The sequence below is a fragment of the Orrella marina genome, assembly GCF_003058465.1.
Taxonomy (GTDB): Bacteria; Pseudomonadota; Gammaproteobacteria; order Burkholderiales; family Burkholderiaceae_B; genus Algicoccus; species Algicoccus marinus.
On the sequence record NZ_CP028901.1, the window covers coordinates 3,013,973 to 3,037,855 of the forward strand.

The following is a 23,883-nucleotide window of genomic DNA, read 5'->3' on the forward strand; positions in this document are numbered from 1 at the left end:
GACTAGAGGATATGCCAGCCGTCAACGGCCTTTGAATTGCGGCGCACGTTTTTCTGCGAAAGCGCGTTTGCCTTCCTGATAGTCTTCGCTTGCAAAGCACTGCATGACGAGCTCTCGCATTCTCTCGGCATCCGAATCTGCCGGCATCTTCTGAAACTCGCGGATCATGGTCTTGCCAGCCCGAAGCGTCAGTGGCGCATTGGCCTGAATTTTTGCAGCATAGTCGTCGACAAAGGCATCAAAACTCTCGTCAGGCTGCATAAAGTGAATCAGTCCCATTTCCAGCGCTTCTTCAGCCTTGAAGCGGCGTGCAGACAGGAAGATATCAAGCGCTCTGGCAGGACCGACAACCGTGACCAGGTTACGTATAGCAGTGTAGCGGTAGCCCAGACCCATCTTCCCGGCTGGCAAGGAGAAGCTGCTTGCCTGACTCGCGATCCGGATATCGCAACACAGTGACAGATTCAAGCCACCACCAATGCAGTATCCCTGGATTCTGGCAATGGTCGGTTTCGGGAAGTCATACAGAGCCTGTTGTGCTCCTTCTGCCACCCGTTCGTACTCGGCAACTGCATCCGCGGACGTGCGCAGCTTGTCAAACTGGGAAATGTTCGCCCCGCTGACAAACGCCTTGCCACCGGCTCCCGTGACCACAACCACCTTGATTTCGTCATCGGCCGCGAATGACTCTAGCGCTGGACCGACTGCAGCCCACATGTCGAGTGACATGGCATTGTGCCTGGCTGGATCATTAAATGTGATCCAGCCAGCAGCCCCTTTCTTTTCTACTAGAACGTTGCTCATCTGGCATCAATCCCCGAACAGGCTGCGATAGCCGTTGATGCCGTGCTCGAGATGCTCGCGCATGGCCTGGCGGGCTGCGTTGGCGTCCTGTCGCTCAATTGCCTCGACGATCCTTGCATGTTCTTGCTGGGCTTCCTGCGTGCGAGATGTCCCACAACTACGGAAACGCAGGGTGCGGACCGCGTCGCAAAGCACAGAACTCAGATGTCCCATAATCCGGACGAAATATGGGTTGTTGGATGCTTGTGCGACAGCCAGATGAAAGTCGACGGCTGAATTGGTACCAGCTTCCCAGTCATCTGGCTGCTGCTCCATCTGCTTGAGTGCCTGCTTCAGGGAATCGAGTTGCGCCTGCGAGCGGTGTGTCGCCGCAAGTGCCGCCGCACCCGACTCAATCTCGACTCGCAACCGATACACATCAATCAGTTGTCTGAAATCCAGCAGGTCATCCTGCTCCACCTCGAAAGGACGGTTCTCCAGGTCCCGCTTTACAAACGTTCCCACTCCGTGGCGTGTCTCCACCAACCCTGTCAGTTTCAGGCGTGCGATCGCTTCACGAACGACATTACGACTCACACCAAACTGGGCGCCCAGGGCCTGCTCTGTCGGCAGTCTCTGTCCGGGGCTCAGTGTTTCATTCAAAATTCTGTCTCTTAGCTGCTGTGCGATCTCGTCAGCCAGATTCTCTGGTCGCCCAAGGCTCTCGAACGCCGCTACCGGCTTGCTCATTGCCTGACGGCGTGTTTCGCGACTGTGGATTGTTCTGCCAAGACCGTTCATCATGCTAACCCCCGTTGTTCTGATACTGTGTCAAAGTTCATGAAAGTTTGTCCCCTCACTTTATGAAGCGACTGAGCATCGGACTATTTTTCGTCGCCCGTCAAAGACACGGGTGGCGGGATCCTTTGATGCTAGTCAGCGAAATCTTGAGGCTTCGTCAACTGTAAGAGCGATGTGCGACTACGACCAAATGATAGTCACTTCTAGTCACAATGTATGGACATAGGATGTCCAACATCTGTGAAACAAAACCAGTTCTTCCGAATTGAGCGTGAAACATCAAAAAAGACCGACGTTCGATGATTTAGCGTTGCGCAGCGCAACAATTCGACAGCCACGACATGGCGCACCGCAATCGGTCAAGAGGCTCGAGGAGGCGTCGAATTGCAATCAAGCAAGGCAAGCCAGAAAAGAAAAGCCACCACATCATTGATATATATAGATTTTTAATGTTTTTTAAACAACACGAATGACTCATCCCTGTTGTTGGACAACCTTGCCTGAACTGCCATACTTAAGATGCTGATTAATAAAAACCAAATAGAATATTCCTTGCACTAATGTAATTTCTACTGACATGCGGATCGCTCATTCGCATGAAGATCCGCCGCACAAATCAATTCCATTGAATGGAATACGAAATTTGCCATGCTCTTAATCTATCCATCTGGCTTTACCCAACACATCAGTTCTGATTTGACCCAGGACTGGAGCCAGCACGCGTGAATCCTGCTTTTGTGTGCGGAGCCTCTTGCTCGCGTGGTGCGTTGTTTACAATCCAGAGGCTGACCAAATGTAGTCATTGAAACCATCCGGCACAGGACGTTTATGTTCTGCGCATCCACATCGGACCCACTTCGCATGCCATACTCTGTCACTACAACCCAATTGCCCGATGTACTGCTTCTGACACCCAGGGTTTTTGGGGATCATCGTGGCTTTTTTTACGAGAGCTTCAACCAGCGGGATTTTGAAGAGGCAACTGGCGTTAATGCCCGGTTCGTACAAGACAACCACAGCCGTTCAAGTCGCGGCGTGCTGCGCGGCCTGCACTACCAGACTCAGCAGGCTCAAGGAAAGCTGGTTCGAGTGACTGCTGGCGAAGTATTTGATGTCGCAGTCGATATACGCAAGGACTCCCCAGATTTCGGGCGCTGGACAGGCCATATTCTCTGCGCGGAGCAATTTCAGCAACTTTGGATCCCCCCAGGATTTGCGCATGGATTCCTGGTGCTGAGCGATCATGCCGAGTTTCTTTACAAGACCACGGATTATTACGCCCCCGAATCCGAGCGCAGCCTTTACTGGAACGATCCGGATGTAGCGATTGACTGGCCTGCGGTAGCCGACGTGCTGCTTTCGGAAAAGGACACAGAATCGCGGGCACTGCGCCTGAAAGACATCTGATCGCACGGCCGGCCCTGCCCATCCTCTGGCCTGATATGCACATTCGTCCGGTATCCACCTGCCTGGTCGCGGTCTCGTCCCACGGCTTCGGCCATCTTTCTCAGGTCGTACCGGTGATCAACACGGTAGACCAGATGCTCGGTGAGCCCTCAGGCTCACATCACCTGCCTCGGAGCGTGAACTGGATCGTCAGAACATCCCTGGACCCTCGACAGGTCAATTCGCGGATTGCCCCCAAGATCCGGATCGACCCTGGCTCAGACGATTTCGGGATGGTGATGCACGATGCTCTCACACTGGATCTGTCAGGCAGCCTTGCCCGATATGCGCACGCCCACCAGGATTGGGCGGCCAAGGTGGACCTTCTGGCGGACCATCTGACGTCTTTGAAAATTGACGCGGTGCTGGCTGATGTCCCTTACCTCACACTCGCGGCTGCACATCAGGCCGGCATCCGTACTGTGGCACTTTGTTCACTGAACTGGGCCGACATTCTCCAGGCCTGTGTTGCCAAAGCACCGGCTGCAGGCGATTCGTTACGTAAAGCTGGTCTGAGCTGGCAGGGCTTTGAGCAAATCCTCGATCAGATGCGTGAGGCATACAACCATGCCAGCCGGTTTCTGCAGCCCGAGCCTGGAATGGCCATGCCATCACTCACCAACGGTTTAGCAGTTGGCCCGGTCTGCGAGATTCCTCGCCCTTGCCCAAGAGCATCTCTCGAGGCACTCGCGCGTCTCCATGGGCATGACGGTACTGGCTGGTTCGTGCTGGTGAGCATGGGCGGTATACCGACGCGCCTGAGCCCCGAAAGGTGGCCAGAAAGCTGCCTGGGCAAGCCTGTCTATTATCTTGTGACATCCGGCCTGGCTGCCAGACACCCGCAGGCCCTGGCGATTGATGATGCGTCTATGCAGTCTATGGGCCTGACGTTCGCAAACCTGTTTGCCGGGTGTGATCTCGTCATCAGTAAACCTGGTTACGGCACGTTTGTTGAGTCTGCCTGCAGCGGCACACCGTTGTTATTTTTACCGCGACCAGACTGGCCAGAATCGCCTGCGCTGGTCGACTGGATTCTGCAACATGGTCGGGCAGCCCCACTCATGCTGGATCAACTCGGCACGCATCAGATTGAAGCGGCGATGGCATCCCTTCTCGAACAGGGACGTTTCGACGCATTGCAACCGACTGGTAACCGGCAGGCCGCAGAGTATCTGCTCAAGGTCTTGACAGAGGAGCGCGTGTCCGGCGTTGGACAGGACGCAACAGATCACCAGAGTGACAACTGCAACTGATCGGGCTCTCGCGCATCCAGTCCGGATAGTCCCGACGCCCTGACACCGAGCAATCGAATCCTGTCTGTCCATGAGATGCGTCTCAGACACTCCGAGGCGGCACGCCTCAAGTCCATCGCCTGTCCAATCGATTTGGTGAGGGTCACATCCCGCGTGACCACTTTGAAATCGGCAAACTTGACCTTGATACCAATGGTCCTGGCAAAGACCTGCTTGCGCTGCAGGTCCTCACTGAGACGTTCGCAGAGCTGGTCCAGGATCGATGTCAGTTCGGTCCGGTCGAGCCTGACGTCCAGATCTCTGCTAAAGGTGGTTTCGCGACTGATCGACTTTGGATCGCTGTGTGTCAGGACAGGCCGATCATCCTGACCTCGCGCAATCCTGAACATCCAGTTACCCGTGCTGGCGCCAAACAGCGAAATCAACTGGTCCACCGGCGTTTCAGCCAGCTCGCCGATGGTGTGTATCCCGTTCTCTTTCAGACGCGCGGTGGCTTTGGGTCCGATCCCGTTGACTTTGCTGACAGAGAGGGGCCATATCCTCTCCCGAAAGCTTGGCATGTCTAGAATGGTCAACCCGTCTGGCTTGTCCAGATCCGAACCAATCTTGGCAAGCAGCTTGTTTGGAGCCACGGCAATTGAACAGCTCAGGCCGGTTGCATCTCGCACAGCTTGCTTGATCTGACGGGCCAGATCAACAGACGATACGTCCGACTCTGTCAGGTCGATATAAATTTCGTCGATTCCACGATCTTCGACAAGCGGTGCGATCGAACGCACCGCTGACTTGAAAAGCCGGGAATGGTGCCGGTACGCCTCAAAGTCCGCCGGTAGCAAGATCGCCTCTGGTGCCAGCCTGGCGCTTTGCATGAGGCCCATTCCGGAGAAGACACCGTGCGCTCGCGCTTCGTAGGTCGAGGTTGTCACAACCCCCCTGCCAGCGTACTGCCTGAGGCGTGCGTGATGCCAGTTTCCCTTATCATCCTGCCAGGGAGCTGGAACACTGCGTCCACCGACCACGACCGCCTGCCCTTTGAGGTGCGGATATCGCAAAAGCTCGACTGACGCAAAAAATGCATCCATGTCAAGGTGAGCAATCCGCCGATGTTCAGACATTCCGTTCTCTTTAGACGCAGTCACTGTCCGCACCTGGTTTATGGTACCGCTTCAAGCGCGCCACAAGTGTATAGTGTTCGCCGTATTGAATCCAATCCTCATCAGACAGAGCCAAGCCATGGACAGTTCGTCAATCCTGAATCACGACGAGTTTATACGCGAGCAGATTCTGCGCGCGATTGCCTTGAACCGGATACCGGGCTACCACTTCTGTGGCAATTTTTTTGATCTGTGGTTCGAAGATGTTCATGATGGCAAGGCCCGTGTGACCATCAAGTCAGCGCCGCACGTAACCGGCATCGATGGCAACATGGATCCCACCCCGCTAGCCGTTGCGGCAGATTTTGCGGCGGCCACGGCAATCAGAACAGCAGGCGATCCCTCGGATCGACTGGCAACCGTTTCCTTGCACATGCAACTGACCAACGCACCAATTTCGGGTGATCTGGTCGCGTACGGAACGCTTGACGGGTTCTTCGAGGGCGTCAAGGGTCGACTCGGTCTGGCCAGGTTTCATCTTGAATCCGATAACCAGCTGGTCGGATTCGGAACCAGTACATTCATGGTCCTGCCCCCGCCTGGTGGCCGCAAGCTCGATCCGATTCCATGGATCAACAACCGTCCTGGTGACGTCACGCTACCCGCGATCAGTAATCTGGATGAGTCAGAACAAGAGATCGTCAGCCGCGGCGAACGCGCAATCGCTGCATCCAGATCCCGGGGAACAGCTTTTCTGACCGAGTTCCTCAACATCAGATCCGAGGCAGGTGATCGTAGTGCCCGTACCCGGATGGACAATGGGCCGCACGTTGGAAACCGGGTTGGTCACGTCCAGGGCGGGATCAGCATGGGCATGGTGATTGAAAGTGCGAGCGCCGCTCTGCCAGCGGAGTGGGCTCTGGTCGGCATTACGGCGAGCTATGTCAGCCCGGGTGAGGGTGATGAACTGACCGCACACTCTGAGGTTATTCATCGAGGCCGACTCACTGCCGTGGTCAGCACTAAATTACTCGGGATCGAGGGTCGACTGGTTCTGGAAGTGACGACCAACCACACGCGACGTCAGGATGGCGCAACGCCACAAATACCTGGTGAAGTCGGAACGGTCTGAACGGACTCCCTTTATACTTGGTCTGCACTGTACTGATCTGGCAACTGGATGTCAGCCACGCTGCCATATGGCGCATTATGGTCAGTGATTACTCATAACGGACGGGTGATGAGCGAGCAAGAGATTCTATTTACTCCGGTAATTCTCTGTGGTGGCTCCGGGACACGGCTATGGCCGCTCTCGCGAACCGGTTTTCCGAAGCAGTTCCTGGTTCTTAACGGTCGCAACAGCTTGTTTCAGCAGGCCTACGAGCGCTTGAGGTCGATCGAGACGGAAGCATTTCGCGCGGACAAGACGCTGGTGATCACCAACGAAGCCCATCGGTTTCTGGTCACTGATCAGCTCAGAGAGCTCGATGCGCTCGCGCATGTTGACATCCTGCTCGAGTCGCAGGGACGCAACACAGCGCCCGCCATCACGCTTTCTGCACTCCAGGCGCTTCAGAATAGTAATGATCCGGTCCTGGTCGTTTCACCTGCTGACCAGATTGTGACGGATCTGGCCGCGTGCAATGACGCACTACGACTTGCGGTCAGCAGTGCGGCACAGGGTCATCTGGTTGTTCTTGGCATCACGCCGACCAGTCCTGAAACCGGTTACGGCTACATCCAGCATGAGAAGTCCGAAATAGTCAAAGAAGAAGTCCAGGTCATTGCTTTCGCAGAGAAGCCGGACCTCGAAACGGCTCGGCGTTATCTGGAGAGTGGCGAGTACAGCTGGAATTCCGGTATGTTTGTGGTCAGAGCCAGCGTATGGCTGCAAGCCATGGACAGATTCGCACCAGACATTCTTCAGTCAGTCAGCCAGGCATGGGAGAAGCGCAAACATGACGGTCTGTTTCTGAGGCCCGATGCAACCGACTTTGCAAGTACACGATCGGAGTCGGCCGACTATGCTGTACTTGAGAACTGTCCTGGTAGTGACATACCGATCCGCATGGTTGCACTTGAGGCCGGCTGGAGTGATCTCGGGGCATGGGATGCAGTCTGGCAGGTCAATGAACACGACGACCAGGGTAATGCGTTTGCCGGCGATGCAGTCTGTGTAGACACACGCAATACCCTGGTTCATGCCAGTCACAGACTCGTCAGTACAGTTGGCGTTGACGACCTGGTCGTAGTCGAAACATCGGATGCTGTTCTGGTGGCGCGACGAGACAAGGCACAGAATGTCAAAGCCATTGTCCAGCAGCTGATCTCCAGCAAGCGGCAAGAGCATGAGCTACACCGCAAGGTCTATCGGCCCTGGGGTTGGTATGACAGCATTGACGAATCAGATCGATTCAAGGTCAAGCGCATCATGGTCAAACCGGGAGCCAGTCTGAGCCTGCAGATGCATCATCATCGGGCCGAACACTGGATTGTGGTTAAGGGCACCGCGGCTGTGACCTGTGGGAACAAGACTATTCTCCTGTCAGAGAACCAGTCGACCTACATTCCATTAGGCGAAAGACACATGCTCGCCAACCCGGGCACGATCCCCCTTGAGATCATTGAGGTTCAGTCAGGAAGCTATCTAGGCGAAGACGATATCGTTCGATTTGAAGATCACTACGGTCGCAAGTAAGCTCTCGCGGCACTTTTTACCGCGCGAGTCAATCGCTGTGCTGGTTCTGACTCCCTCTCCCAGTGCTGCCAGTACAACGACACATCCAGCCTGGCACCCGGGACGATCTCTGCAAGCTGGTCCATGGTATGCGGGCGCACCACCGGTTCATTATTTCTTCGCAGGACCGGTTGTGGGACAACCCCCCACCCGAGCCCCAGCTCAATCGCTCTCTCGAACGCGTCAAGTGCCGGCACGAAGTAGCGTGGATAGCTAGGCTGGCGCAATCCGAGATGTGTCTGAATGAACTGATCATGTAACGCATCCTTGCGATTGAAGATGATGGCTGGCCTGGAAAGCAACTTATGTATGGAAAGTTCTCCCTGTGTTGATCTGCAGCGATCCAGAAACGCCGGATGTGCGAGTCCACGATAAGTCATCACACCTAGCGGTTCCGCCACACAGCCTTTCATCGGCCTGGAGAGTGTTGTCACGCAGCCAACGACCTCACCACTGGCGAGCGCCTCATGTGTGTAGTCCTGATCGTCCACGACAATGTCCAGCAAAATGTTTCTGGCCTGAAGGTCTGCGCTCACGCCAGGTAGAAACCAGGTGGCGAGAGAGTCCGTATTGATGGCGACTCTAAGGCTGCTCCAGCTTTCTGCACCATGAAATGTCTGCTGGTCAAGCGAGAGCGATCGCATCAGTTCATCTTCCAGCAACTGGGCACGCTGGGCGTAGGACACGATAGCCTGCCCCTGCGGCGTCAATCGCAAGGATTTGCCCCGTATCAGTACCATTGCGCCGATGTCACTCTCAAGCGCCTTGACCCGCAGTGTCACAGCCGCCGGGGTCACATTGAGCACCCGTGCAGCCCCCTGAAAGCTGCCTTCACGATGAACAGCCAGCAAAGTCTGAATATGCTTTGGGTCGAACATAAATTAACTTCTATTAAATTTACATAAAATATTTTTACTTCAATTTAATTCTTTTGCATACTCCGGCATCATGCTCACCATCGTTCGCGGGCTCCGGATTCGACGGGAGCCGATTCAGGAAACAGGTGTCAACATGTCAGCTTTCTCTGCAGGAATGTTTTTGAGCATTTCCCTGATCATGGCCATCGGCCCTCAAAATGCCCATCTGATCAGAATGGGGCTGCGACGCCAGCATCTCTGGCTCACAGTCGGTGTGTGTGCCATCGGTGACATCGTGCTCATCAGTCTGGGCGTCATTGGTCTGTCAAAGCTCGGAGGACTTTCTCCCACTGTGCACCGGCTACTGCTGCTCGCCGGTGTGGTCTTTCTGCTGATCTACGGAAGCAAAGCCGCGAGAAACTTTCTGCACGGACTGAAGGCTAGTCGCGACTCGTTAAAAGATGAGTTTCCGAAAGTAGCATCCACCCCAGGTGAAATGACCAGCACCATGGCCTATCCTGGTGCTACGAACATGACACGCAAGCAGGCCGTGCTAACCGCACTCGCATTCTCATGGCTCAACCCGCACGCGTGGCTCGATACTGCTGTGCTGATCGGAACAGCCTCTCTGGCTTACCAGACACCGGGAAACACTGTGTTCGGCCTGGGTGCGATGACCGGTGCAATCATCTGGTTTCTGTTTCTCGGAGGAATCGCCTGCTGGCTTGGTCAGAGGCTGGAACTGAAGCGGATTGCACACTGGATCGACGGTCTGGTCGCCATCATCATGCTCGCGATTGCGGTCTTACTAATGGTCAACGTTTTTACGATATGAACGCGTGATACTCGTGTCCGGACGGTCCTGCTTGATCAAACCGTCAGGCGTCCAGGTCCGGTTCTCTTTCTCGGCCTGCTGATAAAGCTTCCAGCGTTCGCGAGCATCTTCGGATGGACCTCGTTTGAAATACTGTCCATCGAAATGAATCATGGTGGCTGCAAAGCGAAGACTTTTTACGCGAACACCGATCTTCTTTAGACGACGCTCCACATCGGAATCCTCTGCTCCCCACTGAACACCATGCCGTTCATCAAATCCGTTGACAGCGATCAAGTCCTCACGGTCAACCGAGAAATTGCAACCCAGGACCCCCAGTCCCGCCCTCTCCACAGCCTTCTGATACCGATCGGGAAACGAATGCCTTTTTCGAGATTGCGCGCCTTTGAGCGTAAGGTCCAGAGCAACAAACGTACAAAATTGCGTCGCACAATCTGGCTGGCGTGAGAGCAGTCGAGCAGTTGGTAGGCATCATGAAAAACATCAACACGTCGACCGGTCTGCATGATGCCTGGACCTGCGTGCACAAGATGATCTCTGACGAAGTCTGTCTGCACCACGCAATCCGCATCAACAAAAATCAGCGTCTGACCTCGCGCCTGGCGAACGGCATCGTTGAGAATGACGGTTTTAAGAAACCCGTTGTCGGCCTGCCAGATATGTCTGACCGGATAGCTGCACCGCGCCATGTGGCGGGCGATCTCCTGAACAACATCGTCGCGCGACCCATCATCGGCAATGATCAACTCAAAACTGCCATCGGCCTGCTCATCAAGTGCTCGCATGAGCAGAATCAGAGTATCGATGTCGTTATAAAACGCCGCAATCACGGTCGCCCGTGGCGCGACAGACTCAGACAGGGCAGGCATGACTCAGCACAGCTCCAGTTCGGTCAGTAGAGGGGCATGGTCGGAAAGCAGACTCCACGGACGACCTCGCAGGACCTGTGCCTGCCTGACTGCGAATCCTCTTTGATAGATCCGGTCCAGCCTGAACATTGGAAACTTGGACGGAAATGTCTTAGGGGGGCGTTTAAGTGCTTGAGCACCCGCCATGGACAACTGGTTGGGATCCGCGTGGCGGCTCCTGGCAATCAGTCTGAGCGGTTGCTCACCTTTAAGGACCTGCCTCAAGTGTCGAACCGAGTCTCGCAGACTGGGAATATCCCCTTCTGTTCGCGGCGCTGTGGCAAACACTTCATGCACCCCGAGTTGCTGGACAAAGAGCGGTGCAAGCTCGTCGCGCCAGTCATTAAAGTCGCCTGCGATCAGCAACGGCACATTATCAGGGACCATCTTTCGGATACGGGCCGCCATCGCTTCAATCTGGCGGATCCGGCTACCACCAAAGAGACCGAGGTGAATCACGAAACAGTGGACTTCATGTCCCTGGATATCGACCACAGCATGAAGCAGCCCTCGTTGCTCAAGCGAATGATCTGACACATCTTCGTTCTCGAAACTGAGGATCGGAAAGCGTGACAGCAACGCGTTTCCATGATCCGTCATGTCTCTGATCGCATTGCACCCGTAAGCGGCATTCATCTGCAAGGCCGCAGCAAGCGAGGCGTGCTGGGCATCCAGATTAACGTGCTTTTCATTTCGGCCCTGAACCTCCTGCAGAAACAGGAGGTCAGGCCGCAAGCGATGCAAGCCAAGCCTGAGATCGTACAGCGAATCCTTGCCGCTCATGGAGCGGCCTTTATGGATGTTGTAACTGACGATACGCAGCCCTGGCATGACCTACTTACTTCTTGTCTGCGGCCAGCTCAACCTGGCGCAGTCGAATATGCAACTCTTTGAGTTGCTTCTCGTCCACAGCGGAAGGGGCCTGAGTCAGCAGACACTGGGCACGCTGAGTTTTAGGGAAGGCAATCACATCGCGGATCGACTCGGCTCCGGTCATCAGAGTAACCAGACGATCCAGACCAAACGCAATCCCACCATGTGGTGGCGCACCGTACTGCAAGGCATCCAGCAGGAATCCAAACTTCAGTCTCGCCTCCTGCTCATCAATCTTCAAGGCCCGGAAGACCTTGCTCTGGACTTCCTCGCGGTGAATACGAACCGATCCTCCGCCAACTTCCCAGCCGTTGAGGACCATGTCGTAAGCTTTGGACAGCGCTTGAGCCGGGTCAGTCGCGAGTAGATCCTCATGACCGTCTTTGGGACTGGTGAACGGATGATGGGCAGCGGTGTAGCGACCGGCTTCCTCGTCATATTCAAACATCGGGAAATCAACCACCCACAGAGGCTTCCACCCTGCTTCGAACAGACCATTCTGGTGGCCAAATTCGCTATGACCGATCTTGACTCTCAAGGCACCGATTGCATCGTTGACGACCTTGGCACGATCAGCCCCGAAAAAGAGCAGATCGCCATCCTGAGCGCCCGTTCGAGCGAGCATCTCCTGAAGAGCGGCATCATGAATGTTTTTGACGATGGGTGACTGCAACCCTTCACGCCCCTTGGCAATCTCGTTGACCTTGATCCACGCAAGACCTTTGGCACCATAAATTCCCACAAACTTGGTGTAAGAATCAATATCGCTACGAGACAGTTGCACTCCGCCAGGCACACGCAGTGCCACTACGCGACTTCCAGGGGTTTGAGCAGCCTGCGAGAACACCTTGAAGTCCACGTCCTTCATGACATCAGACAAGTCTGTGAACTGCAGTTTCACGCGCAAATCGGGTTTGTCTGAGCCGTACAGGCGCATCGCTTCGGAATACGGCATGATCGGGAATGGATCAGCAAGATCAACATTCTGAACCACACGAAACACGTGCCGGATCATGCTTTCAAAAATTGTCCGGATCTCGGTTTCATTCAGAAAGGATGTCTCGCAGTCGATCTGCGTAAACTCCGGCTGACGGTCTGCGCGCAGATCTTCGTCACGGAAACACTTTGTGATCTGGTAATAGCGGTCAAACCCGGCCACCATCAGCATCTGCTTGAAAAGCTGCGGGGACTGAGGCAACGCAAAGAATTCGCCTGCATTCACGCGGGATGGAACCAGATAATCTCGGGCTCCTTCAGGTGTGCTCTTGGTCAGCATCGGCGTCTCGATATCGATGAAGCCAAGCTCATCCAGAAACTTGCGGACCTCAATGGAGACCCGATACCGCAGTGTCAGGTTCTTCTGCATCTGTGAACGACGCAGATCGAGGACGCGGTGAGTCAGGCGGGTCGTTTCAGAGAGGTTCTCATCATCAAGCTGAAATGGCGGTGTGACCGATGCATTAAGAATCTCGACCTCACGACACAGGATCTCAATCTCGCCAGATGCCAGATCCGTGTTGACCGTCCCTTCAGGACGTTCGCGCACAAGACCCGTGATCCGCACACAAAACTCGTTGCGAAGCTTCTCTGCAATGGCAAATGCTTGCTCGTTGTCCGGATCAAACACGATCTGTGCGAGTCCGGCACGGTCACGCATATCAATAAAAATGACGCCACCGTGATCGCGTCGACGATGGACCCACCCGAAAAGGGTGACTGTTTGGCCCAGATGATCCCGACAAACCTGGCCGGTATAGCAAGTACGCATTCAGTGAGACTCCTGAGGAGGTGGGGGAGGAGCAACCGCCCCCATCGAAACAATATATTTGAGCGCTGCATCGACACTCATGTTCAATGCAACAATGTCTGCCCGCGGAACCATCAGAAAAAAACCTGAGGTCGGATTAGGTGTGGTCGGAACGTACACGCTGACGTAATCACCCGACAGGTGCCTGGCAGCTTCGCCACCCGGCACACCGGTTACAAAAGCAATGGTCCAGGCACCTACGCGCGGATACTGAACCAGGACAGCCTGACGAAAGGCCTGCCCGTTGGGAGCCAGCAGGGTGTCACCAACTTGTTTGACCGAATTGTAAATCGAACGGATCAGCGGAATCCGTCCCATCAGGCGCTCCCACCGATCGACAAGCGCCTGACCGATAAAGTTCGCCGTCAAAGCGCCTGTCAGTAACAAGACCAGCAGGACAATCAGAAAACGCAGACCAGGCACATCCACACCCAGGAGTGCCCTCGCAGAGAGGGACTCTGGCAGGATGCTCTCAAGCGTGCTGACCAGCGTCCAGACAACCCAGGTGGTGATGACCAGCGGAGCCCATATCAGCAGACCCGCCATCAGGTACTTCTTAAAGGCTCGCATTGTGCTCATCCTGCGGACAAGGTGATCCGCCTGTCTGCTCAGGTCGTTGCAGCAGGGGTCTTGTCACTCGAGGCGGCTGCTGCGGTCGTCGATGAGGCCGGGCCCGTCGATGTCGTGTCGGTACTCTGGCCAGAATCTCCACCTTTTGCGGTGGAAGAGGTGGTGGCCGAACTGCCACCGGACGAACCGTTTCGAAAATCAGTCACGTACCAGCCTGATCCCTTAAGTTGAAACCCGGCAGCAGTCACCTGCTTGGCATAGGTTTCCTTGCTGCAGGCGGGGCAAACCGTCAGCGGGGCATCGGACATTTTCTGAAGCACATCCTGCTCATGGCCACAGGCCAAGCAACGGTAGGCGTAGATGGGCATACTCCACTCCTTGAAAAAGCGGGTAATGAGATTTTTAAGAAAAAGAGGGAAAATCTGCTAAAAAGCCCTCAATTTTACCCCGCTTTTACGGTTACTGGACATTATGGCCGTCGCAGCGCCTGCCCCGCCCCGGATGACAACCCCTGGTCAGGCGTAAAGGTGACCCGCCCGTTGACCAGAACATGCGAGATTCCGGCCGCTGGTCTGGTCGGCTCATCAAAGTCCGCCACATCAACCACTGTTTCCGGATCGAAAAGCACCAGATCAGCCCACGCACCAGGAGCAACCTCGCCCCTGCCTTTGAGACCAAAATTCAATGCTGGCAACCCGGTCATCTTGTGAACCGCAGTTTCAAGAGAAAACAACCCAAGGTCCCGGGCATAGTGACCTAGCACTCGCGGAAATGTACCCCATAGCCGGGGATGCGGAATGGCATCGTGGGCGATGCCATCCGACCCTATCATTGTCGACTCATACGCCAGAATGCGCTGAACGTCCTGCTCGTCCATGGCGTAATAAATCGCACCCGCCGGAACCAGGCGCTCAGCCGCTTCGTGCTCGCTAACGCCCCACTGACGCGCGACCTCATCAAGCATTCGACCAGCCATCTCCGGATGCGGGCGAGACCAGGTGACCTGAGTGCGCTTGGCCCGGTGCAGAAACTCGGGCCTGAGCACTGTGGAAGAAGCATGGTAAGGATAGCAATCGAGCGCAACCGGCTGACTGCGTGCAGCCTGCGTGATGGCCTCCAGTGTTTCAGTGGAGCGCCCATGATTGCATACCCCAACCACTTTGTGGTGAGACAGCACCACCCGTATATCCAGCGTACGTCCGATCTCAAACGCTTCGGCCATCGACTCGAGAATGTTGTTGCCCTCGTCCCGAAGATGGGATACGTAATGTCCGCGCGCGGCACTCAGTGGCCTTCCCACCTCGATCAGCTCCCGTGTTGTCGCTGCCCTGGCGGGAGGGTAAAACACGCCCGAAGACAGCCCCCAGGCACCTGCCTGCATGGCTTCGTCCACCCAGTGGCGCATGACCTGAATCTCTGCGTCGGTCGCGGGGCGATCCAGGTCGTCCATAGCCTGGACTCGTAGTGAGCTGTGTCCAACCAGCGGTGCCACATTGACACTGAGACTGGCCATATCCAGCGCACGCATGTACTGAGTGAATGTCGGAAACCGCATGGGTGCCGGGTTGATATCCTCACTCTCCACGACGAGATCGATTGGTGGTGGAGTATCGGCCTTGGTGAAAGGCGCGATACTGATGCCACAGTTGCCGGTAATGACTGTCGTGACACCCTGGGACACCTTAGGCAGAATCTGGGCAGGGGAAAACACGGCCCGGTCATCGTGAGTGTGCACATCAATAAAACCCGGTGCCACAATCTTGCCAGTCGCATCAATTGTCTGTTCCGGTCTCCAGTTCACACTCTCAAGGGTCGCCCCCCCTCCTGGGAGCTACCTATGCCAACAATCCGGCCATCGCTGACATAGACGTTCGCCAGACGTCGAGGCGCCCCGGTCCCGTCGATTACCGTGCCACCGACTATTGCCAGTTCACAGTCACGCATCACTTGTGTCATTGCTTCATATTCCCAGTTTGCTCAGATCAGGACGTGCGCGATGCCAGTCTGTTTCCCGCTGAAAGGCAACACCAGCCCGCAGGAGTGCAGCCTCGTCGAAGGGCTTGCCAAGCAACTGGACACCCAGTGGCAGGCCCTCGGCGCTCTGTCCTGCTGGCAACGTCAACCCGCAGGTAGTCAGGTAGTTCCCGGCTCTGGAGAATGACGCCATCGGAGTTACCGCTTCATCAACTTCCGACACAGGAATAGCTGCAAATGGCGTCGTGGGCGTGACCAGTGCCACGTAGTCGCGCATCAGTTCCTTCCATAATGCACTGCTTGCGCGGTGATGTGCAATGGCCTTGATGTATTGAGAAGCCGTGACTGACCGACCTCCAAGGACGCGGCCTCTCACACCGGGACCGAAGGGCAGGGACTCGTCCTCTATGTAATCGCAGTGCTCCGAGAACGCCTCGGCGGCAATGATCTGGCCATTGCGGGTAACCAGATCACCAAAATCGAAAGGCAGGGACAGCTCACTAATCGTGGCGCCCAGCGCCTCAAAGGTCTTGCAGGCCTGCTCAAACGCACTCATGGCATCGTCAGCCACCTTGATCGGATACTCCGACTCGGGTAGCACAGCAAGCCTGACTCCTTGAAGTGGCTTACTGACTGGCGCAGGGGTACTCCACTGAAACTGCGGTCGGTGCAAACTGCCGGGATCCAGCGAATCAGGCCCAGCCATGAGCCTGGTCCAGATCGCCGCGTCCTCGGCACTGTGAACCATGGGACCAAGCGTATCAAGCGTGCTGGACAAAGCCACTGCCCCGTGCAGGCTGATCAGTCCGCGCGTGGTTTTAAGCCCCGTCAGGCCGTTCAGAGAGCTCGGGATCCGGATGGAGCCTCCCGTATCTGACCCAATTGCCGCCGGCGCCAGGCCGGCCGCCACGACAACGGCCGACCCACTCGATGAGCCACCTGGCACTCGATGTGTCTCGAGGTCCCAGGGGTTCCAGGGTGTGCCCATGACCGGATTGGTGCCCCACCCGCCAAACGCAAACTCGACCATATGCACTTTACCCAGCATCACCATCCCGGCCTGCATCAGACGTAGCAGCGGTGTACAGGTCTGAGTGCTTCGTCGGTCCACCCAGTATTGCGATCCGGCAGTGGTCACCTGGCCTTCGAGCTCACACAAGTCCTTGGCTGCAAAAGGCACTCCGTCAAGCTCGCTCAGCAAAACGCCGTTTGCCCTGCGCTCATCCGAGGCCCTGGCCATTGCCAGCGCAATACCTTCGTCAACCTGAACATATCCGTGCAGCTTGCCGTTGGCCTGATGAATGCGGGCCAGATACGCCTGCGTCAGCTCGAGCGCGCTCCATTTCTTCGCGGCCAGTCCGGCAGATAATTCAGTCAGTGTTGAGAAAGCGATGTCAGCGTTCACGTTCAGGTCCTCGTAATGGTTCCGATGCGGGGCAAGGCATCTCCATCCGCGCAACTATGCACTGAATGGGAGCATAACCTTGATCAGCACTGCGCCTGGATTGGGCAGCTCGATTCTGAGCAAGCAAAATGCGCGCCAGCATAATTACAGCCAAAAGGTTTCAGACATGGAACTTCCCTGAAAACACAGCGTGATGATCAACATTCGACAATGCGAATCAAGCAAATGCGTTATCAGGGATATCCCTGAGTTATCTCCAGGTCGGGGAATTAGAGGGCCAATCGACGGACTTTTCAGCCCCCAAAGATTTTTCATCCCTGCTACGATATGGGCGGTTTACTTTGCCACTAGCGTGTCGCTCTGAGCCTGGATTTCATATCCAGCACCACTTTTCTTATCCCGGTTCGGAATAAGGAAATCGGATTTCTTCACGCGATACCGGCTGTCGAGTTAGTAGCAGTGCAGCGGGCCAAAAAACAATACGAAAGTCAGAAAAATGGCTCAGATTGAGTTTCTATCGTGTATCACTGAAACTTCAACGAGCTTAAAACCGGGTGAGCTAACACTCACGAGAATAGAAAGGACCAAAGGAAAACTGCGTCATGCGTAAATTCGTTTTGCTTTTTGCTCTGGCAATACTCTGGCTTTTATGGTCCGGTGTCTATTCTCCGTTAATGATTTTTCTGGGACTGTGCTCTTGTCTGCTAACCGTGTGGTTAGTCGGGCGACTTGAAACCATTGATCACGAGTCAGTCCCCAGTCACCTGGGCTTGGGCGTCATCACTTACTGGGCATGGCTTCTCAAGGAAATCGTTGTCTCAAGCATTCAGGTCAGTCGCATCATTCTCTCTCCTTCCATGCCGATTAGTCCCGGCATCGTCAAAGTGAAATCAAAAAGTCGAGGATCCGTAGGATGGGTCCTGTTTGGCAATTCGATCACTTTGACGCCGGGAACCGTCACGATCGACATTGACGAGAAGGGAGAACTGACTGTACACGGCATCACCCAGGACACCGCTGAAGGCGTCCTGACTGGCGACATGAATGACCGCGTAGCCAACCTCCAAGCAAGGGGAGATCGTTAATGTTGACAGCTGCTGGACTTGCCGTTCTGGTCAGCATGGCCCTGGCCATCTTGCGAGGCATTCTCGGGCCCGGCGTTTATGACCGGGTACTTGCCATGAACATGTTTGGCACCAAGACAGTGCTTCTTATTTCCATTGTTGCACTTCTGTATGGCAGACCCGATTTTCTGGATCTGGCACTTGCATATGCGCTGATTAACTTTATCGGCGTGCTGGCAGTTCTCCAGTTTGTACAAAACAGGGATGCGCGCCGCGCGAACAAGGAGCGCAGGCAACGAAAGGGAGTTTCCTCATGATTCTGGGCCTGATTTCAGATGCAATGCTCGCCACCGGTGCTGCTTTTGTCGTGATTGGTGCATTTGGTGTGATCAGGATGCCTGATCTGTACACACGGATGCATGCGTCGAGCGTGACAGAGACACTTGGAATGCTGCTGGTGATGGTGGGACTCCTGCTCACCCAGGGATGGTCACTGGCTACGTTCAAACTGTTCGCAATCGCCGTATTCCTGTTGTTTACTGCACCGGTTGCCTCCTACGCGATGGCCAATGCTGCACTGATAAGCGGGGTCAAGCCCAAGCTCGCTCACGAGAACGATCAGGAGACCCTCCCATGATGACATTCTTTGGATTCTTCACATTGACAATGGTTGCAGTCGTGGCGGTAGCGACCGTCGTGTCAAGCAATCTGTTTGTTGCGAGCATGTGGTTCGGCATTTTCAGCTTGCTGATGGCCTCCAACTTTTTCATTCTGGATGCGGCGGATGTTGCGCTGACTGAAGCAGCCGTGGGCGCCGGTGTTTCAACCGTACTTTTCATGGGTGCACTCTCCCTAACCGCTGACAAGGAAAGCATCAGGCAAGGGCGTCGCTTGTTACCAATTGTGGTCGTTGCGGTCGTAGGCCTGGTTTTGTTGATCGCAACGCTGGAACAACCCCGCCTGGGCGATCCGCTGGCACCGGTTCATCAGCACGTCGCGCCTTGGTACATAGAAAAGACCCCTGAGTACATCAACATCCCGAACATTGTGACTGCCATTCTTGCCTCATTCCGAGGCTATGACACGATGGGTGAAGTCCTCGTCATTTTCACAGCCGGCATTGGCGTACTGTCTGTTCTAAGCTTCAAGCCAAAAAAACGCGCATCCATTTCAAGCGAGGAACTCGGACAAGCGATACGCGGTTTGCAACACCACGCCGTTCTGCGCGTGGTCGGAAAACTGCTGATCCCTGTGCTTTTACTGTTCGGACTGCTGGTGCAGTTCCACGGCAAATATAGCCCTGGAGGCGGATTCTCCGCCGGTGCCTTGTTTGCAGCTGCAATCATGCTTTACGGCATCCTTGAAGGCGCGGACCGTTCTGCCAAGGCCATGCCGCAAAAGGTCATGATCAACCTTGCTGCGCTAGGTTGCACCATATATACCGGAGTTGGCGTCGCCTGCATGCTGCTAGGTCACCATTTCCTGGATTACAACGCACTCTGGACTGATCCGCAGATCGCCCAGTATTACGGAATCCTGATGGTGGAATTCGGAGTCGGTCTGACGGTAACGGCTGTTTTGATCATGATCTTCAACGCGATCGCCAACCGGGCGACATACTGAGGGTAGCTGGATGAATCTGCTCGGTCTCTATAACTACTGGATTTACATTTTTCTTCTGGTTGTTGGTCTTTACGCTGTGTTCGTCAAAGGCAATTATGTGAAACGCATGATTGGCTTGGGGATTTTTCAGTCAGCGGTCTTCTTGTTGTTTATCAGCATGGACAAGGTGGAAGGCGGTACTGGACCTATTTTTCGGGGCGTACCGACTGAAGGGCAGTTATTCGCGAATCCCTTGCCACAAGTTCTGATCCTGACGGCGATTGTCGTGGGTATCGCGGTGACTTCGCTCGGACTTGCGATCGCAATCCGGATTCGAGAGGAATACGGATCAGTCGAAGAGGCAGATACCCGTCGTATGGATGATCAATCATGATGACACTGTACGATCAACTCCCCGTCCTTGTTGTTGTCCTGCCGCTCTTTCTCGCCCCACTGGTGGCAACTTTGCCGAGTCGTGGCAAATTACCGTGGCTGGTTGCAACCATTACAACCGCGCTGACCTTTGCAATTTCGATCAGTCTTGTCACCCAGGTTCTTGAAACAGGCAGCCTCACGTACCTGCTTGGAAACTGGCCCATCCCATTCGGAATTGGCTTGTACATAGGGCCCTTCTCCGCAATGATGGCACTCATCATCAGCGGTGCATCGCTCGCTGGCCTGATTGTTTCGGCCAGTGCCATGGACAACGAAGTGCCAGCAGAGCATCAGTCACTGCTTTACTCATGCTGGCTGCTTGCCATGTCTGGCCTGATCGGCATCGTGATCACAGGCGATGCTTTTAACGTCTTTGTATTCATGGAAATCTCGTCGCTGGCATCCTATGTCATGGTCGCCAATGGTCCTACTCGCCAGGGCCTGACAGCAAGCTTCAAGTATCTGGTCACAGGTACGATGGGCGCCACGTTCTATCTGATTGGCGTCGGCTATCTCTACATGATGACTGGCACTCTGAACATGGCGGACATGGCCGTCAGACTTGAAGACGTCTCGGACACGTTACCTGTGATCGTCGCCGGAGGTTTTCTGATTCTTGGTCTGGCCATGAAGGCGGCCCTGTTTCCCATGCACGCATGGATGCCCAATGCATACCAGTTCGCTCCATCCGCTGTGGCCGTATTCTTTGCTGCGTGCTCAACCAAGGTAGCGCTTTACGTCATGTTGCGCTTTCAATTCCAGATACTGACCCCGAATCTGGGCAACCATCTGGAGCTACTGAACGCGCTGATCATGACGCTCAGCGTAATTGGCTTCATCGCAGGCTCACTGATTGCTATTTTCTCAGATAACCTCAAGCGGCTCCTCGGTTACTCCTCAGTCGCCCAACTCGGTTACATCGTTCTCGCCATCAGCCTCGGGACAAGCGCTGGGATCAGTGCTGCCATCATTCACACCTTTAACCACGCGATCATGAAAGCAGCACTTTTTGCGGCGGTTGCGGCCATGGTACTTAGATTTGGCTCATCAAAAATCGAGGACCTCGCTGGCGTCGGCAAGCAAATGCCACTGACAATGCTAGGATTTGCACTTGCCGGACTCTCCCTCATTGGCGTCCCACTCACAGCCGGGTTTATCAGCAAGTGGTATTTGATACAGGCTGTACTTGAGAGTGGCACACTCGGAATTCTCCTGACTCTTCTCATTCTGACCAGTTCGCTTATGGCAGTCATTTACATATGGAAAGTCATTGAGATTGCATACTTCCAACCAGCCAGGCAAGAACTGCCACCAGGTCGCCGGGAGGCTCCCGCACCCGTTCTGATCGTCCTTTGGGCATTGGTTCTGGCCAATTTCTGGTTTGGTATTGATCCGGAGCTTGTACTCTCACTCGCTCGTTCAGAGGCCGTCAATCTGATGGGGGTGGGCAAGTGACAAATCAGTTTCTCCTTTTGGTAGCAATTGCCATTCCGCTAATTGGCGCGGTTGTCACTGCACTAAGCGGTCATAATCGGAACTTGCGCGACTCTCTCATGGTCGGCGGTGCAACGTTGGGCTTCATCGCAGTATTAAGCCTGCTTCCTTCGGTCCTTGATGGCAGCGTCCTAGCGGTAAACCTCGTCACAATGATGCCAGGGCTGTCAATTGCATTTGCGATTGAACCACTCGGCATGGTGTTCGCACTTGTCGCGTCTGGACTCTGGATCCTGACGTCCGTCTATGCGATCGGCTATATGAGAGGTGCGCAAGAAAAGCACCAGACTCGATTCTTCGCATGTTTCTCGATAGCGATATTTGCTGCACTTGGTATTGCATTTGCAGAGAATATGCTCACGCTCTTTATTTTTTACGAAGTTCTATCGGTGTCGACCTATCCGCTGGTAGCCCACAAAGGTAACGAAGAAGCGAAACGTGGCGCCAGAATCTACCTTGGACTCCTGATCGGCACATCTATCGGACTCATGCTGCCCGCCATGCTGGTCACCTGGCATCTGACAGGTACGCTTGATTTCCAGTCGGGTGGCATCCTTCAGGACAATGTGAGTCGTGGGGTCGGAGCTGTCTTGCTACTGCTTTACATGTTCGGAATCGGCAAAGCGGCTCTGATGCCATTTCATCGCTGGCTACCATCTGCTATGGTCGCTCCGACACCAGTCAGTGCCCTTCTGCATGCCGTGGCTGTGGTCAAAGCGGGTGTTTTCACCGTTCTCAAAGTCAGCATCTATCTGTTCGGACTGGACTATCTGGAGAGTCTCTGGAGTAGCGACCTGATCATGTGGGTCGCTGCATTCACGCTGCTGGCTGCATCGATCGTCGCTTTGCAAAAGACAAACCTGAAAGCCCGTCTTGCATACTCTACAGTCAGCCAATTGTCCTACATCACTCTCGGTGCAATGCTTGCCAGCGAGTTGTCTATTGTCGGCGGTGGATTGCATATCGTGATGCATGCTTTCGGAAAAATCACTCTCTTCTTCTGCGCTGGTGCGATTTATGTTGCAGCTCACAAGACTGAAATACACGAAATGGATGGTCTGGCAAGAAAAATGCCAATCACAATGGGGGCCTTCCTGCTAGGTGCACTGTCAGTCATCGGAGCACCACCGCTAGGCGGATTCTGGAGCAAATGGAACCTGATGCTTGGCGCTGCCGATGCACAACACAGCATCATGATCGCAGTGTTTTTGATCAGTACGCTACTGAACATTGCCTACCTGCTCCCTCCAGTCATTCGGGCATTCCTGCTCAAACCGGCCGATGGCGCGCAGAGTAAGCCTGGAATCGAAGAGGCGCCGCTGTTCTGCCTGGTCCCCCTTACATTGACCGCAATCGGGACATTTGTTCTCTTTTTTGTAGCAGACCCAATCCGCGGCTTTATCGGCACAATTTTCGGGAGCGTAATGTGATCGCATCTGGAACAATCTCGCAGAAATTTCCTTTTCTTTCACCAGACGTGACCGCCGAACGTGGAGCCGGACTATGAAAGTGAACAAATTAGGACAACTGCTTGAGTGGATGGTCAACAACTCGAAGACGCTCAGTCGGGTCATGCTGGTCATCATGGCAGGCTTGGTGATCACCAATTTCATCTTTCCGGCTGGTTATGATCGCTTCTTCTGGGAGTCCTTACCCGCAGCAGGAGCCATCTATGGAATTTTCTCCTGCTTCGTGATCGTTGTTGTTTCCAAGTTTCTGGGATACAAGTTTTTATATCGCAAGGAAGACTATTACGATAATGAGTCACGCCCAAACGAATTGATTGGCAACCCAGCGGACAGGGAGAATCGTAATGACTGAAACGATGACGCTTTCTTCAGGCATGTGGTTGCATCCGTCTCTTGTCATGATTTTTGGAGCACTCCTGACGCCTCTCATTCGCGGGAATGCCCAGAAGTTTTTCAGAGTCGCCCTGGCGTTACTC

General features: G+C 54.7%; 24 protein-coding genes and 1 pseudogene. 13 read left to right on the forward strand and 12 right to left on the reverse strand.

All coding sequences use genetic code 11. The features are described from left to right. Window positions 1–21: 21 nt before the first annotated feature. Together DBV39_RS13735 and DBV39_RS13740 are read right to left on the reverse strand one after the other, a co-directional pair. Window positions 22–804, reverse strand: coding sequence for an enoyl-CoA hydratase (locus DBV39_RS13735; RefSeq protein WP_108622014.1), 783 nt, complete (start codon window positions 802–804; stop codon window positions 22–24). A gap of 6 nt (window positions 805–810) precedes the next feature. Beyond that, window positions 811–1,587: a FadR/GntR family transcriptional regulator gene (locus DBV39_RS13740; RefSeq protein WP_322348719.1), complete on the reverse strand. Its 777-nt coding sequence runs from the start codon at window positions 1,585–1,587 to the stop codon at window positions 811–813. A gap of 858 nt (window positions 1,588–2,445) precedes the next feature. On the opposite strand from DBV39_RS13740, the gene rfbC reads away from it, so the two are divergent. Continuing rightward, window positions 2,446–2,991, forward strand: a complete 546-nt coding sequence (gene rfbC / locus DBV39_RS13745) for a dTDP-4-dehydrorhamnose 3,5-epimerase (protein ID WP_108623287.1) — start codon at window positions 2,446–2,448, stop codon at window positions 2,989–2,991. 113 nt (window positions 2,992–3,104) lie between these two features. After that, window positions 3,105–4,283 (forward strand): hypothetical protein, encoded by a 1,179-nt coding sequence (locus DBV39_RS13750; protein ID WP_227870635.1) that lies wholly within the window; start codon window positions 3,105–3,107, stop codon window positions 4,281–4,283. Here DBV39_RS13750 and dinB read toward each other — a convergent pair. Beyond that, window positions 4,259–5,398 (reverse strand): DNA polymerase IV, encoded by a 1,140-nt coding sequence (gene dinB / locus DBV39_RS13755; RefSeq protein WP_108622016.1) that lies wholly within the window; start codon window positions 5,396–5,398, stop codon window positions 4,259–4,261. The genes DBV39_RS13750 and dinB overlap by 25 nt on opposite strands. A gap of 118 nt (window positions 5,399–5,516) precedes the next feature. Between dinB and DBV39_RS13760 the strand changes: the two genes are divergently transcribed. After that, on the forward strand, window positions 5,517–6,509 hold the full coding sequence (locus DBV39_RS13760; protein ID WP_108622017.1) for a PaaI family thioesterase: 993 nt from the start codon (window positions 5,517–5,519) through the stop codon (window positions 6,507–6,509). Between the two features lie 108 nt (window positions 6,510–6,617). Continuing rightward, complete coding sequence (locus DBV39_RS13765) at window positions 6,618–8,075, forward strand: mannose-1-phosphate guanylyltransferase/mannose-6-phosphate isomerase (RefSeq protein ID WP_108622018.1); 1,458 nt, start codon at window positions 6,618–6,620, stop codon at window positions 8,073–8,075. Here the strand turns inward: DBV39_RS13765 and argP are convergent. Further along, entirely contained in the window at window positions 8,060–8,992 is a 933-nt protein-coding gene (gene argP / locus DBV39_RS13770; protein WP_108622019.1) for an HTH-type transcriptional regulator ArgP, read from the reverse strand. The genes DBV39_RS13765 and argP overlap by 16 nt on opposite strands. A gap of 133 nt (window positions 8,993–9,125) precedes the next feature. Here argP and DBV39_RS13775 point away from each other — a divergent pair, with 133 nt between their 5' ends. Further along, a complete protein-coding gene (locus DBV39_RS13775) occupies window positions 9,126–9,806 on the forward strand; it encodes a LysE/ArgO family amino acid transporter (RefSeq protein WP_108623288.1) in 681 nt (226 codons plus the stop codon). Here the strand turns inward: DBV39_RS13775 and DBV39_RS19550 are convergent. The 8 genes and pseudogenes from DBV39_RS19550 to DBV39_RS13815 all read right to left on the reverse strand — a co-directional run bounded on the left by DBV39_RS19550 (window position 9,780) and on the right by DBV39_RS13815 (window position 17,343). Beyond that, a complete protein-coding gene (locus DBV39_RS19550; protein WP_159078958.1) occupies window positions 9,780–10,082 on the reverse strand; it encodes a galactosyltransferase-related protein in 303 nt (100 codons plus the stop codon). The genes DBV39_RS13775 and DBV39_RS19550 overlap by 27 nt on opposite strands. Continuing rightward, window positions 10,079–10,675: a glycosyltransferase gene (locus DBV39_RS13785; protein WP_108622021.1), complete on the reverse strand. Its 597-nt coding sequence runs from the start codon at window positions 10,673–10,675 to the stop codon at window positions 10,079–10,081. The genes DBV39_RS19550 and DBV39_RS13785 overlap by 4 nt, the downstream gene beginning before the upstream one ends. Before the next feature lie 3 nt (window positions 10,676–10,678). Further along, on the reverse strand, window positions 10,679–11,545 hold the full coding sequence (locus DBV39_RS13790; protein ID WP_108622022.1) for an endonuclease/exonuclease/phosphatase family protein: 867 nt from the start codon (window positions 11,543–11,545) through the stop codon (window positions 10,679–10,681). A 7-nt stretch (window positions 11,546–11,552) separates the two neighbouring features. Next, the gene (gene aspS / locus DBV39_RS13795; RefSeq protein WP_108622023.1) at window positions 11,553–13,355 is read right to left on the reverse strand and encodes an aspartate--tRNA ligase; all 1,803 of its coding nucleotides are present in this window, start codon (window positions 13,353–13,355) and stop codon (window positions 11,553–11,555) included. Then, a complete protein-coding gene (locus DBV39_RS13800) occupies window positions 13,356–13,964 on the reverse strand; it encodes a DUF502 domain-containing protein (RefSeq protein WP_108622024.1) in 609 nt (202 codons plus the stop codon). A 38-nt stretch (window positions 13,965–14,002) separates the two neighbouring features. Next, window positions 14,003–14,332 (reverse strand): FmdB family zinc ribbon protein, encoded by a 330-nt coding sequence (locus tag DBV39_RS13805; protein ID WP_108622025.1) that lies wholly within the window; start codon window positions 14,330–14,332, stop codon window positions 14,003–14,005. A gap of 101 nt (window positions 14,333–14,433) precedes the next feature. Further along, a pseudogene (locus tag DBV39_RS13810) lies at window positions 14,434–15,920 on the reverse strand (N-acyl-D-amino-acid deacylase family protein). Window positions 15,921–15,924: 4 nt separating this feature from the next. Then, window positions 15,925–17,343 (reverse strand): amidase, encoded by a 1,419-nt coding sequence (locus DBV39_RS13815; RefSeq protein ID WP_108622027.1) that lies wholly within the window; start codon window positions 17,341–17,343, stop codon window positions 15,925–15,927. Between the two features lie 602 nt (window positions 17,344–17,945). Between DBV39_RS13815 and DBV39_RS13820 the strand changes: the two genes are divergently transcribed. From DBV39_RS13820 to DBV39_RS13855, 8 genes are all read left to right on the forward strand, one after another. After that, the gene (locus DBV39_RS13820) at window positions 17,946–18,428 is read left to right on the forward strand and encodes a Na+/H+ antiporter subunit E (protein ID WP_108622028.1); all 483 of its coding nucleotides are present in this window, start codon (window positions 17,946–17,948) and stop codon (window positions 18,426–18,428) included. Next, window positions 18,428–18,724: a monovalent cation/H+ antiporter complex subunit F gene (locus DBV39_RS13825; RefSeq protein ID WP_227870637.1), complete on the forward strand. Its 297-nt coding sequence runs from the start codon at window positions 18,428–18,430 to the stop codon at window positions 18,722–18,724. The genes DBV39_RS13820 and DBV39_RS13825 overlap by 1 nt, the downstream gene beginning before the upstream one ends. Then, window positions 18,721–19,044: a monovalent cation/H(+) antiporter subunit G gene (gene mnhG, locus DBV39_RS13830; protein WP_108622029.1), complete on the forward strand. Its 324-nt coding sequence runs from the start codon at window positions 18,721–18,723 to the stop codon at window positions 19,042–19,044. Before DBV39_RS13825 ends, mnhG begins: the two co-directional genes overlap by 4 nt. Then, window positions 19,041–20,030, forward strand: a complete 990-nt coding sequence (locus DBV39_RS13835) for a DUF4040 domain-containing protein (protein WP_108622030.1) — start codon at window positions 19,041–19,043, stop codon at window positions 20,028–20,030. Before mnhG ends, DBV39_RS13835 begins: the two co-directional genes overlap by 4 nt. Window positions 20,031–20,040: 10 nt before the next feature. Beyond that, a complete protein-coding gene (locus DBV39_RS13840) occupies window positions 20,041–20,403 on the forward strand; it encodes a cation:proton antiporter subunit C (protein ID WP_108622031.1) in 363 nt (120 codons plus the stop codon). Next, a complete protein-coding gene (locus DBV39_RS13845; RefSeq protein WP_108622032.1) occupies window positions 20,400–21,899 on the forward strand; it encodes a monovalent cation/H+ antiporter subunit D family protein in 1,500 nt (499 codons plus the stop codon). The genes DBV39_RS13840 and DBV39_RS13845 overlap by 4 nt, the downstream gene beginning before the upstream one ends. Further along, on the forward strand, window positions 21,896–23,368 hold the full coding sequence (locus DBV39_RS13850) for a monovalent cation/H+ antiporter subunit D family protein (RefSeq protein ID WP_108622033.1): 1,473 nt from the start codon (window positions 21,896–21,898) through the stop codon (window positions 23,366–23,368). Before DBV39_RS13845 ends, DBV39_RS13850 begins: the two co-directional genes overlap by 4 nt. Window positions 23,369–23,441: 73 nt before the next feature. Continuing rightward, window positions 23,442–23,759: a hypothetical protein gene (locus tag DBV39_RS13855; RefSeq protein WP_108622034.1), complete on the forward strand. Its 318-nt coding sequence runs from the start codon at window positions 23,442–23,444 to the stop codon at window positions 23,757–23,759. Window positions 23,760–23,883 lie beyond the last annotated feature (124 nt).

What these genes read in the sequence shown, in the direction of transcription:
- DBV39_RS13735 (WP_108622014.1), bottom strand. Translation starts at nt 804, where the DNA reads ATGAGCAACGTTCTAGTAGAAAAGAAAGGGGCTGCTGGCTGGATCACA.
- DBV39_RS13740 (WP_322348719.1), bottom strand. Translation starts at nt 1,587, where the DNA reads ATGATGAACGGTCTTGGCAGAACAATCCACAGTCGCGAAACACGCCGT.
- rfbC (WP_108623287.1), top strand. Translation starts at nt 2,446, where the DNA reads ATGCCATACTCTGTCACTACAACCCAATTGCCCGATGTACTGCTTCTG.
- dinB (WP_108622016.1), bottom strand. Translation starts at nt 5,398, where the DNA reads ATGTCTGAACATCGGCGGATTGCTCACCTTGACATGGATGCATTTTTT.
- DBV39_RS13760 (WP_108622017.1), top strand. Translation starts at nt 5,517, where the DNA reads ATGGACAGTTCGTCAATCCTGAATCACGACGAGTTTATACGCGAGCAG.
- DBV39_RS13765 (WP_108622018.1), top strand. Translation starts at nt 6,618, where the DNA reads ATGAGCGAGCAAGAGATTCTATTTACTCCGGTAATTCTCTGTGGTGGC.
- argP (WP_108622019.1), bottom strand. Translation starts at nt 8,992, where the DNA reads ATGTTCGACCCAAAGCATATTCAGACTTTGCTGGCTGTTCATCGTGAA.
- DBV39_RS13775 (WP_108623288.1), top strand. Translation starts at nt 9,126, where the DNA reads ATGTCAGCTTTCTCTGCAGGAATGTTTTTGAGCATTTCCCTGATCATG.
- DBV39_RS13785 (WP_108622021.1), bottom strand. Translation starts at nt 10,675, where the DNA reads ATGCCTGCCCTGTCTGAGTCTGTCGCGCCACGGGCGACCGTGATTGCG.
- DBV39_RS13790 (WP_108622022.1), bottom strand. Translation starts at nt 11,545, where the DNA reads ATGCCAGGGCTGCGTATCGTCAGTTACAACATCCATAAAGGCCGCTCC.
- aspS (WP_108622023.1), bottom strand. Translation starts at nt 13,355, where the DNA reads ATGCGTACTTGCTATACCGGCCAGGTTTGTCGGGATCATCTGGGCCAA.
- DBV39_RS13800 (WP_108622024.1), bottom strand. Translation starts at nt 13,964, where the DNA reads ATGCGAGCCTTTAAGAAGTACCTGATGGCGGGTCTGCTGATATGGGCT.
- DBV39_RS13805 (WP_108622025.1), bottom strand. Translation starts at nt 14,332, where the DNA reads ATGCCCATCTACGCCTACCGTTGCTTGGCCTGTGGCCATGAGCAGGAT.
- DBV39_RS13820 (WP_108622028.1), top strand. Translation starts at nt 17,946, where the DNA reads ATGCGTAAATTCGTTTTGCTTTTTGCTCTGGCAATACTCTGGCTTTTA.
- DBV39_RS13825 (WP_227870637.1), top strand. Translation starts at nt 18,428, where the DNA reads ATGTTGACAGCTGCTGGACTTGCCGTTCTGGTCAGCATGGCCCTGGCC.
- mnhG (WP_108622029.1), top strand. Translation starts at nt 18,721, where the DNA reads ATGATTCTGGGCCTGATTTCAGATGCAATGCTCGCCACCGGTGCTGCT.
- DBV39_RS13835 (WP_108622030.1), top strand. Translation starts at nt 19,041, where the DNA reads ATGATGACATTCTTTGGATTCTTCACATTGACAATGGTTGCAGTCGTG.
- DBV39_RS13840 (WP_108622031.1), top strand. Translation starts at nt 20,041, where the DNA reads ATGAATCTGCTCGGTCTCTATAACTACTGGATTTACATTTTTCTTCTG.
- DBV39_RS13845 (WP_108622032.1), top strand. Translation starts at nt 20,400, where the DNA reads ATGATGACACTGTACGATCAACTCCCCGTCCTTGTTGTTGTCCTGCCG.
- DBV39_RS13855 (WP_108622034.1), top strand. Translation starts at nt 23,442, where the DNA reads ATGAAAGTGAACAAATTAGGACAACTGCTTGAGTGGATGGTCAACAAC.